The following is a 13,065-nucleotide window of genomic DNA, read 5'->3' as shown; positions in this document are numbered from 1 at the left end:
AATTATCCGTCAAAACTAATTGAGAAGTTAGATAGAGTGCTCATGCAAAAGGACGAAGGTTTGATGTTGGGTTTGTTTGAAGGTGCATCGGGCCTTGCTCTATTAGGTTTTTATTTATCAAAACAGATTAAAGTCTCAGCATTCGAAGAAAAAAGCTTTGCGCTTTTAGAATACATTATCACTAGTTTGAATGAGGAACAATATGGAAAAATGAAAATTATCCATAGTCTGTCCGAAGGAATTACTGGCATAGCTTATACGTTTTGGCATTTGAATAAGTATAATTTTATTGATTTTGATTTTGAAGAAAGTTTCAGTGGATATGATGAACTGCTATTTAATCTAGCCAGAGATGATTTTGCTAAAGGAACTTCGGATTTTTTACATGGACCGATGGGGGTTTTATTCTATTTTTCGAAAAGACTTGAACAACCAAAGGTGAAGGCTTATGCAGGACATCTGATTAACGATTTCCTTCTAATGTCAAAAAGAGATTCCTATGGCCTTCGGATACATAATTTAATTCTGGAGGGAACCGATATTAGAGACTATGACTTCGGTTTAGCACACGGCTTACCTGGACAGTTGCTGATTATGTCAAAATGCCTGGATAAAGGGCTTAATGATCTTTTAATCAACAAAATGATAACGGAAGGGCTTCTGTATTTGAGGAATCACAGACGAGACTGTTTTGGCGAAGAGATTGATTCAATTTATCCAAGTTGGATAAATGAAGATTATGGGCTATATCACTCTTCGAATGATGCCAATTATAAATGCAGATTAGCTTGGTGTTATGGCGATTTGTCCATCGCCTTGGCATTCATCCAAATTGGAAAAAATACGAGGAACCAATCAGTGATTGATGATGCTATTGAGATAGGACTTGCAACAACTTCCAGACTGAACCCAAAAGAAAATCTGGTCACTGATATTTACGTTTGCCATGGCTCCTCAGGAATAATGCATATGTATAGAAGGTTGTTTATTGCAACAAACCTTAAGGCTTTTTCAGATGCATTCGATCATTGGAATAATACTACACGCACATGGTTAGAACATTCAGATCTCAGGTCTCCTAAGTTAAATAACATGTCAATATTAGAAGGGTTAACTGGGCTATGCCTCTCATTTCTGCCAGAGATCGAAGAAAATTATTGGGACGATATACTATTACTTAGCTGATATGAGAAAAATAAACATTGGGATATTAGAGTTCGGCTACCTGCAATCAGACATAAACAGTATGATGGTGATTGAAGAAATTTTCAAGTATTGTGAATTAGCCGATAAGCTTGGTTATAAAAGCTTTTGGCTAACTGAACACCATAATTTCTATAAATCAAGTCCCTGGTCAACTCCAGACACTTTGCTTCCTTTATTATTGGCAAATACAGAACAAATAAAAATAGGTGTTGGAGGTGTTCTGATTAATTATCATTCCCCGTATCTTGTTGCATTAAACTACAAACTGTTAGCAAATATATTTCCTGGTCGGGTACATTTAGGTTTTTCAAACGGTACTCCCTCATTAAAAGTTTCTCAGCTGTTATCTCAAAGGCTTTTTAAAAAAAGGCCAGATAATTATCTGAAAAATATTAAAGCTGTTACTGGATTTTTTCAGAATGAAGAGTTACATGCTCAAAAAGAAGAAATCCTTATCCCACCATTTTTAGGAACAACTCCTGACTTATATCTATTAGGTTCTTTTTGTCACAACCTTGGTTTTGCACTAGAAAATAACCTTAATTTTTGTAAATCAACATTTCATGATTTACAGAGTTTGACTGAAAGTCCTGATTTGCTTAATAGATATAGAGATCAATTCCATGCTGCTAATGGCCGAGATCCAGAGGTTAGCTTTGCTTTAGCTATAATTTGCGCGAAAGATGAAAAAAAAGCTAAAGAACTTGCCTCGAAAGCACCAATAAGGCCTGTAGTTAATACGCTTATTGGATGCCCAAATTTTGTGACAGATAAAATTCTTGAAATTGGAGAGAAATATAATTTAGGAGACTTCATCATTGCCGATAAAAGTTTCCATAGTGAAGCTAAACTTGATACCCTACATCTACTTAACGAAAAATTTAACTTGAATTATTTATGATCAGTTCATTCAACCAATTTATTTATCGCATACCGTTATATTCTGTTCCAGTTTTACTTGAGCAAACTGAAAATATTGATGAATATCTTCGTTCAATTTTTCAAAGAAATGAATTCCGTGAAGCTCTTTATATAGCCTCTCCCGACTTCTCCTATGAGGTTGATTCGTTTATGAAGGGAGAGAATCTGAACGATAAAAAAATAAGTAAGTTTCGATTAACCGCGCTGAAATATATAATCAGAATGGCCACCCGTTCCACGCCTTTCGGAATGTTTTCCGGATGCGGAATAGGCACTTTCGGTAAGGAAAACAGTATTAAGATCCCTGATATTTTTCCCTTTGAAGCGAATGTTAGACTGGATATGGGTTTCTTGGCTTCTTTTGTCGAATACATCCTAACAGATAGAAAACTAAGACGTATTCTCAAATATTTTCCAAATAACACGATGTATAATGTTGGGGATTCTGTTAGATATGTTGAGTATTCTATTGCCGATGGAAATAGGTCCTATAGTTTGTCGAGTTTTGAAAAAAACGAGTACATCGAAACTATATTAAAAATTTCTCGTAAGGGAGGCTCATTTAGTGAGCTGACGGATTCCCTTACCTGCGAAGATATCACTGAAGAAGAAGCTACCGGGTTCATCCATGAGCTCATCGATTCCAAGATTCTCGTATCTGAACTTGATCCTAATCTTAACGGGGAGGAATTTGACATTCAGGTAAGAAACACATTGGCTAGCAAGGCCACGATATCCAACGAAGATAATCAGGCTTTTCTGGACAAAAGTCAAAATATATTTTTTGACATTGCGAGCATGATTAAGAAAATCGAATCCAATACCCAAGCTACTCATTTAGAAACTTACCAGGAAATCATTAAAAAGGCAGCCTCACTTGATAAGCTTTTTCCTGCAAAGTTTGCTATTCAGGTTGATGCGATTATTAAACCTGAAGAACCGGCAATGCTGGAACAGGAAATTTTAAATGACATAATTTCTGGCACAGCCGCATTCATTAAATTTTGCACACCTAGATCAAATCCTACGTTAAAGGATTTCAAAAAGAAATTTGCGGATAGATATGACGATAAGTTTGTAAAAGTTTCAGAGGTGATTGATCCGGAAATGGGGATAGGTTATGGGATGGTTAATAAGGATTTCATGGAGTTTACACCATTTATCGATGATATTCCTATAATGCCACCTCCATCGGGAAGTACAACAACCTTAAACTGGGATAAATCCAGACATGCGCTATTGTTCGCAAAAATACTCGATGCCGGAAAAAAAGGCGCTAGAGAAATAATTTTAATGGAAAAAGATTTGTCCAATCTTGATACAAATGAAAAGTATCTTCCAGCTACCTTTAATGCATTTGTAAACTTAACTACAGATGAAACAGGTAAAATCTGGAATACTTTTGGCCAAATAGGAGCTAGCAGTGCAGCATGTTTATTAGGACGATTTGGTTTTATGGACGAAGATATTAAATCACTTGTAGAAGATATTGCCGAATATGAAGAATCATGCTTCCCAAATAAGATAGTTGCAGAAATCAATCATCTTACGGATTATAGAGTTGGTAATATTATGGCTAGGCCAAAATACAGACCATTTGAAATCTGTTATTATTCGAAATCGAACGCTCTGGAATCGGGCATGATCTCAGTCGATGATTTATACATCGGTATGCTTAACGGAGAATTAATATTATACTCCAGAAAGTTGAAAAAACAAGTTATTCCAAGACTTTCAAATGCCCATAATTTCAATAATAATCCTTTACCATTGTACAAGTTGTTGAGCGATTTGCAAGACACCGTCCAACCTGGATATATAAATTTAACTATAGACATCGAGCCGCTTCAGCACCTATTTAGATTTATCCCAAGAATTGTATACAAGAATAACATTTTTTATCCAGCTACATGGTATCTCAATACTACTGATATAAATAAATTTTTCCAGCTGGAGGAAAAGCAAATGATGGAGGGTATTCGGAGCGTGCTAGTGAAAAATGACGTTCCCATGGAATTTACTATAACTGGTAGGCAACATGATATTTATATCAATTTGGAATATAAACACCTCTTTTATGTATTTGTTGAGGAGGTTAAAGCCTTACCTTCCTTTACGTTACAGGAAGTTATTAGAGACAAGTCTGCAAATGGTTTATTTAAAAATAGTATTGGAGAGTTATTCAATGAAGTTATCATTCCCCTCAAATCTGACTATAGACAGCAGGAAAAGAATAATAACCAAATTTATTTTGATGATGATGTGCAAAGACAGTTTTACATTGGCGATGAATGGGTTTACCTGAAAATTTATGCCGGGATTAAAAATAGCTCGAAAATTTTGAGAACAGCGATATCCCAACTTCGGAAAATTTTAATACAAGAAAAAGGATATTGTAGTAATTGGTTCTTTTTAAAGTATACTGATCCTGAATTCCATTTAAGGGTTAGATTTCACCTGACTTCAAAGGACGATTATGGTGAGGTACTTAAGATAATTTCTAAAGCCCTTGAACCATTTATAACTAACCAGATGATTTCAAACGTAGTTTCAGAGGCCTATAATAGGGAACTTGAGCGTTATGGCGGCAATCTGATTGTTGCAGCAGAACAAATATTCAGTTTGGATAGTGAATTTGCACTAAGCTGTCAGTCAATTCTTGATGAGAAGGGGCTTCAATCGAGTTACTGGCTCATCGGACTGTCTATTATCGATGTCTATCTGAGTGCTTTTGACATTGATTTACAGGGAAGATATGATTTCGTATTAAAAAGAAGAGATGGGTTTGCAAGGGAATTTAATGGAAACAAGACGCAAAGAAGGCATTTAACAACAAAATTCAGGGAAAATAAGGATACCATTATCGAATACTTTAAAAACGATAGGATCGGGACCGAAGACATATCGCAACTTAAGCATCTCATAACCTTATTTGAATCTGAATTGGCTGATGTTTACAAAAACAATTATGCAGCGTATGAAACGGCATTGAGCAATGAATATTTGGCAAGTTTCATTCACATGTCAGTCGTAAGGTTTGTGACATCAAAAAACAGAATTCATGAATATGCTTTCTACTCATTAATGGAGCAACAATACCGGACTCAACTTGGACAATTAAAATATCATAATGAATTTATTTCGAACATATAAACACTTCGTGTATCAAACGGGTTCAATGGATTGTGGGGTTGCATGCCTACGAATGGTTTGCAGATTTTTTGGGAAGAATTTTAACACCGAATTTATAAGATCAAGATCAGAGTTTGAGATTCGTGGGACATCAATGTTTGGGCTAAAAAATGCTGCGGAAAAGATTGGGCTAGAGACTGATTGTGTCGAAATGTCCATTGACAATATAAAGAAAGTGCTTGAAATAAGTCCGATAATTATCCATTGGCAAAAGAATCATTTCACCGTTATATTTTCGTACAAATCTGGAAGATTTCTGATTGGTGACCCTGCCAAAGGGATGAGTAGTCTTACCAGCGAAAAGTTGTCAACAAAGATTTTTAGTGCAAACAATGCTTTAGCCGCTTGTCTGGTATTTGAACCTACTGATAAATTTAACTCACAAACAGAGACAGGAAGTTCAAGTAGGATGACTCCTTTCTTTCTTGAGCATATTAAAAATAATAAACTGTATTTTCTGGTAATTCTTTGGGGATTTATGCTGGTGCTATCCCTGCAATTTATACTTCCATTCTTTTCAAAGACTGTTGTTGATCTAGGTATCAGTTCAGGCGATATTACTTTTGTGAAGTATATACTCTTGGGTCAACTGATGGTTATTATAAGCAGTAGCATTTTTTCAATGATCAGAAGCAGAATTACCTTACATTTAAGTAGTAAGATAAACTATTCCATGCTATCTTCTTTCTTGGGAAAACTATTTAAGTTGCCTCTGCCGTTCTTTGAATCTAGAAAAATCGGGGATATTATCCAGCGCTTCAGTGATCACAACCGGATAGAGCAATTTATTACAAAGACATCATTTTCATTTGTTTTTAGTATTTTAAGTATAGTTGTCTATGCAACAGTGTTGGCATACTTCAATATTATATTTTTAATTCTGTTTGTTTTGAGCGCTATGACGTATCTGGCTTGGATTACATTCTTTTTGAACAAACGCAAATCAATCGATCATGAACGATTCGAATTTTCTTCATTAAACCAAAGTTTACTTGTTCAAATAATAAGCGGCATCCATGACCTTAAAATCAACAATGCTGAAAATGCTTATTTTGATAAGTGGAAAGAACAACAGGCAGGGCTCATAAAAAACTCATTTAAGAGTTTTAACATTTCAATGTTTCAGGAATCAGGAGCCACACTTATTTTTCAGTGCACTCAGGTATTATTAACCTATTTCTCTGTGTCTCTTGTAATTAAATCAAGGTTAACTATTGGTGAGATGATATCAATTCAATTTATAATTGGTCAGCTTATTGCTCCAATCTCGCAGGTAGTAAATACCGTCTTAGGTGCACAGGATGCAAAAATAAGCTTCGATAGGTTGTATGATATTTGGAGTGTGAAAAATGAAGATGAACAGAGTGGAAGGGCAATCAAAACACCTGTATTTCAAGGATCAAATAGTATATCCATTGATAATGTGTCTTTTGAATATCCCGGCAGAGATCAGTCATTCTTGCTCAAAGACATTAACATCTTATTACCAAAAGGAAAGGTTACCGCAATAGTCGGCTTGAGCGGTAGCGGAAAAACGACACTATTAAAGATCTTGTTGGGATACTACGAGAATTACACAGGTTTAATAAATATTGGAGATATAGACTTCAGAAATATTGATCTAGCAAAATGGAGAAGTGCTTGCGGCGTAGTTTTACAGGAAAGTTTTATATTTAATACAACCATAGCCTTTAACGTTAGCATGAGTGAAACTACAGACTATGAACGCTTAAAGTATGCAATAAAAATTGCTTCCCTTGAAGAATATATCGAATCACTTCCTATGAATGCTGATACTATGATAGGTAATGAAGGGAAAGGCTTAAGTCAAGGTCAGAAACAACGTATACTCATCGCGCGTGCTGTTTATAAGAATCCTGATTACATTTTCTTTGATGAGGCAACTAACTCACTGGATGCAGAAACTGAATATGAGATTATCAAAAATTTAAGAACATTCTTTATTGGAAAAACAGTTTTACTTATCGCTCACAGGCTAAGTACAATTCAATTTGCAGACAATGTAATCGTCATGAGAAATGGTCTTGTAACTGAGCAAGGCGATTTAAATCAGCTTATGTTGAAAAAGGGAGATTATTATAATTTAGTTAGAAAACAATTATCTGAACAGGAAATTTTTAATTAATTGATCAATGAAATTGAAAAATAAAACACTGTTGACACCTTTAATTGCTTATCTGATCGGCACATTTGCATTGGCTATTTTTTTATTCGCTTTTAAAACCAAGCGGTATAGGAATATTGCTATCTATATTTATTATTCTGATAAAATAGGTATGGCCGGAAAGGTGAAGCTAAATGGTAAGGATCATGATCAACTAGAGAATTTGGTGAGAGAAGTTTCTTTAAATGATAATAGAAAAATTAATATCAGATTTTTACAATTAAAGGAACTTTCATCAAACAGCGAAGAGATATACAGTATTTCTTTATTAAAAGGTGCTAAACTAAAATATCCAGTATCTGGACAATTGAAGATTGTTGTTGATTCTGAGGATAATGTTATAAAAACTCTTATCAAATAGGCTGAAAATGGGGCGCGATGATATTGAACCTTACTCATACATCAGCATTGGTGACTATGATTATAAATTTATTACTGATAATGATGTAGACTACTCTGTTAATTTTACGAGATATTGGCAAGAAGACGTGGTGAATTTTTATACGGATTCTGACTTTTCCATTTTTGAATTTAATTTTATCCAATCCCAAGAAAAAAATGGTGTTTTTGACCAACGCATTTCTTACACAGTAATTAAGATCATCGACGATTTTCTTAACTCAAAACGGGTCTTATATTATGTCACCCAGAGAATTGATGGACGAGCAAAGGAATTGTTTAAAGTGTATCAACTCTGGTATAAGTTGTTTTTACTCTCACAATTGAAATTTACAAATTCAATTATGAAAATTGATAAGGAAGTCCTTTATGAAAGTAATTCAGTGGAAGCGTACATATCGGTAATGATAATAGAAGATAAATATTCTTCAGAAGATCTTTCACGAATGACCGATGTGGTACTGAAAGAAATATATCCAAATTCCATAATTAAAAACTTTAGATAAACATGTGGAAAACGCTGCTCGAGGATTTGAAAACTGTAGACAAAATCCATCAGATTGCTGATGAGCTCTCAACTGTGAACTATAGCACGCTAAAACCTGGGCTGATGAACGGGACTGTAGGGATATGTTTATTTTATTTCTACTATGAAAAATGCTTTAGTAATAAGAAATATCATGAAAAGGCAAATGAGATTTTTGAAATCACAATAGAAAAAATTCATTCCGAATGGTATTCATCTACACACTGTTCAGGGTTAGCAGGCATTTTTTGGGCGATAGACTTGATGGTTAAAGAAGGGTTTTTAGAATTGGAATATGACAAAGAGGATATTCATGAATGCATTGTAATGGAAATGGGTATTTATAATGATTCAAAAAACTTTGACTTTCTCCATGGCGCTGATGGTATTTGGTTCTATCTCCAAGAGATGGAGCTATCCAGCTCTGAGGAAGTTAGGAGCTACATTAATCTGATAATATCAAATTCAATCGTTAGTAGCAGGGGAATAACCTGGCATACATCACTTGATAGCATTCCACTCCCTGTTGCCAATCTAAGCCTTGCCCATGGGGTATCAAGTAGAATAATTTTGCTAGCGAGACAACTGGAAACAGATTGTCATAATCAGGAGCTAAAAAGATTATTGATAGCGTCAGTAGAATTTTTGTTATCCTGCCAAAACAATCAGCAAACATATAATTCATGTTTTCCCGGATATGTTAGCGAGGATTTTCTGGGAATGAATAGCAGATTGGGATGGTGTTATGGAGATCTTGGGAATGCTATTGCGATTTACCGTGCATCGATAGCTTTAAAAAGCGATAAACTTTTATCAAAATTCAAAGAAATTGCAATCTGCAACGCTAAAAGAAGAGATTTGAAAATAAATAAAGTTTTTGATGCGGGTCTCTGTCATGGCACAGCAGGTATTGCCCATATATTCAACAGATTTTATCAATGGACTGATGAACTGATATACAAGGATGCCGCTGAATACTGGTACAATAAAACCATCACACAGGCAACATTTAAAAATGGCCTTGCCGGTTACAAAGCATATTCCAATCCCGAATATAAGGAGGTAGAAAACGTAATTGAGGGAGTAGCCGGAATCGGTTTGATTCTTATTTCATCAATATCCAATATCGAACCTAAATGGGACAGGGCTTTCCTTATTAGTTAGGATTTAGATGGGGGAAATTAAAAGAATTTAAGTCCTTCAAATACTTAAAATATCAAATTAGACTATTTATTTAACCGTTTTAGCGTTTGGGTTTGAATTGAGATGCGAACATTAAAAGTGTCATTTTCAGTCTCACAATGGAAATAAAAACCGTTCCCATAAGTTGCAGACAATCTTTCTCTAATGTTCGATAAACCGCTATTTGTGCCACCTGTTGATGGATTTTCATTGATTTTGTTTGTCGAATGAATATGAAGTTTGTCATCGCCCATGAAGACTGAAATCATAGCTTCATGAGTGAGATCATTTAAATTGCCATGTTTAAAGATATTTTCTGTCAGTGTTAATATTACAAGTGGAATAATATAATATTGAACTGCCTCCTCATCCATGTAAATCTCGAGAAATTGGTTCCCTACTGTTCTTATTTTATGTAATTTGGCCAGCTTTCTTGCCTGATTTACTTCATTATTCACCAGTATTAAACCGTTGTTATGAGAAGCTTCAACTGCATATCGCATAATTTCTGAAACAATAATTATCGCTTCCTTCGCAAGGTCAGGATCATTATCTATATTGTGGTAAACACAATTTAATGAATTGAATAAAAAATGAGGATTAATTTGCGCCCTTAGAAAATCATTCTGAGCCTTTGATAAGGAACTTTGCATTTTTTCTTCGGCTATGATATTCTGCAGTCGCATCCTTTCAAGATGAACTGTTTTCTCTCTTTCTTTCAAATAGGTTGAAAGAAAATAAAAGGCTGTAGCCAGACCAGTAAAATAAATGCATCGATATATTTCTTTTAGGATATATCCTTCATCTAAATCAATTCTTTTTACGTGATTAATGGCGCCGATGCGTATAAGTAAATTATCTGCAATAAAGTTGATAAGTATGTAGCTTGCTATGGCAATAATTAGCATAGCAGGGAGCTTAAAAAACCTAGATCCTTTGCCATTTAAAGCCCAGTTCAGCCCTTTTATTGATAGTAAATAGAAATAACAGATTATAATGGTGTAATGCGCTATATATGTTAACGGATTTCCGAAAATACCAAAGACAACCCCTACGATGATGGTCTCATATCCAATGAATATGGACCAAATCAATATGTGTAGCCAACTTTTTCTTAAAACAAATGATTTCATGTAAGAGTAGTCTTGTAAATAGAAAAACACACTGTTTGTATAACAACTTTTTTTAGGGGCATCGTTTCATCTAATTTTCAATCAAAAAGATGAAACAAAAACAAACTAAATTGACAAAGCTTACGATTTTTATTTTCAAATCCTCAAAGCCAGTGGAAAATAGAAAAAACACCGATCCGACTACTCACACTATAAGTATAACCCTAACAGGTGTTACATATAACTTTTAAGCTACTTTCTCTTTTTGGCTTTAAGAAGGAGTCTAACTACGAATTCTTGAAAATCCTTTCGGAAATAATCGCCGACAGTTATTTTCTTTCCGTTATCCATACTGATCATATTGCCTTCAATGGTGCTGATATGATCAGTATTTATAATAAAGCTTCGCTGAAACTGGACAAAACCTCTATTAGTTGTTAATTTTGATGATATTTCGGTTAGAGACATGTACGTTAATACGCTACGGTCCTTCATTTGTATCAGAATGTAATTTAATTTACTCTCTACAGCAATAATATCTGAATACCTTACTTTAACAATTTTAAGATTATCTCCTTTACTTTTCACAAAGAAGAAATCTTCAAAAGCTTCAAGTTGAGGTGCAGCAGCTATCTCGTTATCAATTTTAGGAAAAAGGCTGTTTACGATCTCAAAAAATCTTCCTAAAGAAAATGGCTTAAGCAAATACCCATCTGCTTTAACTTCGAATGCTTCATAACCATATCTAGTATGGGCAGTTGTAAAAACTAGCTTAGTGGTCATATTCCTAATTAACTTCGCTAATTCAATTCCCGAAAGCTCAGGCATATCCACATCCAGTAATACAAGGTCAATAGATTTATTTGAACGGATAAAGCGTAATGCTTCCAGGGGATTAGTAAAACAGCCAATCAGGTTAAGGTCTGGAATCTTTTCTATATATCCTTTTAAACCTTGAGCAGAGTGTGATTCATCGTCAATAACAATACAATTATACATTTATTAAGAGCATCTAGATTGTTGAAGGGTAACTAATTCATGTAAAATAGGCTTTATATCCGTGAATATAGATATCTTGTATAAAAAATGCAACAATATCAATTATTTATTTTAAGATAAAGAATTGAAATAGATTTTAAGTAAAGAAGTATTTTTGTTGCTTATATGCCATTAAGCATACATCTTTTGTAACATGCCTTAATAACAACAATTATTATTTGGCTAATTATTATAGACAAACATCGGATTCATATTCAACATAATAAGGCCTCATTATTTATACACTCATGCTAGAAAGCATTCTTTACATCTATCAATTATATACAAAAAGCTAGATAGTAATGGAGAAGTTGAAGGTAATTCAGAAAAAATGAAAACCATTAAGAGATGAGTATGAATACAATTCATTTGATTTAATCCCGGTCAGTATACAGAGCAAAGCGTTGGTCTAACCATTACCGATGCTGGTATAATATAAGGTTTTTGCCTGCAACGTTTGTCAGGAAGCTGCTTCTTAATAACAAACAATAGCAAAAAACTAAAATATAAAAGATATGAAAACTTTAACAAAAACATTTTTCGCAGCAGCATTAACAGCAGTATTATTTAGTTCCCTATTCCTTTATAGTAATAGTAATAAAACCCACATACCAATACGCATAGGGCAAAAAGGAATAACTGTATTTTACGGTGGGTTGCTTTTGTCATTTGAGGTAGTTAAGCTCTAAAGGTAAATTATTATTTATCTCTCCCATGTATCAATCATCTCTGTCCCATTGCCTGATCATTTCCTCTACATAATCCACAAAACCTGCTAGCTAATCTAGAATTATGTTTTTAACCAAGGCTAGGTAATTCTCGATTTGAGATACCTGATAAAATTTGACAATCTTTAATTGCAAAACTACTTTTTGTTACAAAATTAGGGTTAATTAGTGAATATTTCGTCACAGAATTAGGGTTAATTAATTAGTTTTCTGTCACAAAATTAGGGTAAATGTATGTTGTTGTTACCGAAATGTTCGCGGAAATCATTTTTTAATTTCCAAATATTTTAGCTGGTTGTATTTAGATGATTTTTTTTGTGTAAACGACTCAATTTTGTAGATTTGAGTGATAACTTGAGCCCAAAAACGGTCATTTTGACAGTTAGTGAGTCGTGTTTATGTTTTGCAAGCAATTGTTAGTCAGAACGTTATTTAAATAAAGCTTGTTCTGGCTTCGTCGGGACCACTTCCTTAGATTCAAACCAGATCATTGCTGTGCAAATTATTAATTTTCAAGACTTTGTTCTGACTTTATTATACATTAAAACTCGTTTTCGATCAATGCTTCTTTAATAT

The 13,065-nt window shown here is 34.1% G+C and carries 9 protein-coding genes; 7 read left to right on the top strand and 2 right to left on the bottom strand.

All coding sequences use genetic code 11. From position 1 onward, the window contains the following. The first annotated feature begins 42 nt into the window (after positions 1–42). The 7 genes from SOM16_RS09315 to SOM16_RS09285 are packed head-to-tail and all read left to right on the top strand — an operon-like array spanning position 43 to position 9,593. Positions 43–1,185, top strand: a complete 1,143-nt coding sequence (locus tag SOM16_RS09315; RefSeq protein ID WP_320463734.1) for a lanthionine synthetase LanC family protein — start codon at positions 43–45, stop codon at positions 1,183–1,185. Position 1,186: 1 nt separating this feature from the next. Beyond that, the gene (locus SOM16_RS09310) at positions 1,187–2,107 is read left to right on the top strand and encodes an LLM class flavin-dependent oxidoreductase (protein ID WP_320463733.1); all 921 of its coding nucleotides are present in this window, start codon (positions 1,187–1,189) and stop codon (positions 2,105–2,107) included. Beyond that, entirely contained in the window at positions 2,104–5,280 is a 3,177-nt protein-coding gene (locus SOM16_RS09305) for a lantibiotic dehydratase (RefSeq protein ID WP_320463732.1), read from the top strand. Before SOM16_RS09310 ends, SOM16_RS09305 begins: the two co-directional genes overlap by 4 nt. Further along, positions 5,258–7,465: a peptidase domain-containing ABC transporter gene (locus SOM16_RS09300; RefSeq protein WP_320463731.1), complete on the top strand. Its 2,208-nt coding sequence runs from the start codon at positions 5,258–5,260 to the stop codon at positions 7,463–7,465. The genes SOM16_RS09305 and SOM16_RS09300 overlap by 23 nt, the downstream gene beginning before the upstream one ends. A 7-nt stretch (positions 7,466–7,472) precedes the next feature. Then, positions 7,473–7,865, top strand: a complete 393-nt coding sequence (locus SOM16_RS09295) for a hypothetical protein (protein ID WP_320463730.1) — start codon at positions 7,473–7,475, stop codon at positions 7,863–7,865. A gap of 7 nt (positions 7,866–7,872) precedes the next feature. Then, the gene (locus SOM16_RS09290) at positions 7,873–8,409 is read left to right on the top strand and encodes a hypothetical protein (protein ID WP_320463729.1); all 537 of its coding nucleotides are present in this window, start codon (positions 7,873–7,875) and stop codon (positions 8,407–8,409) included. Between the two features lie 2 nt (positions 8,410–8,411). Then, a complete protein-coding gene (locus tag SOM16_RS09285) occupies positions 8,412–9,593 on the top strand; it encodes a lanthionine synthetase C family protein (RefSeq protein WP_320463728.1) in 1,182 nt (393 codons plus the stop codon). 62 nt (positions 9,594–9,655) lie between these two features. Here the strand turns inward: SOM16_RS09285 and SOM16_RS09280 are convergent, their stop codons facing one another. Both SOM16_RS09280 and SOM16_RS09275 read right to left on the bottom strand, forming a co-directional pair. Next, a complete protein-coding gene (locus SOM16_RS09280; protein WP_320463727.1) occupies positions 9,656–10,744 on the bottom strand; it encodes a sensor histidine kinase in 1,089 nt (362 codons plus the stop codon). A gap of 231 nt (positions 10,745–10,975) precedes the next feature. Next, positions 10,976–11,722, bottom strand: coding sequence for a LytTR family DNA-binding domain-containing protein (locus SOM16_RS09275; RefSeq protein WP_320463726.1), 747 nt, complete (start codon positions 11,720–11,722; stop codon positions 10,976–10,978). Positions 11,723–13,065: the final 1,343 nt, after the last annotated feature.

The organism is Pedobacter sp. CFBP9032 (assembly GCF_034045265.1).
Taxonomy (GTDB): Bacteria; Bacteroidota; Bacteroidia; order Sphingobacteriales; family Sphingobacteriaceae; genus Pedobacter.
Note: the sequence above shows the minus strand (reverse complement) of the source record. Positions and strands in the feature narration are given on the sequence as shown.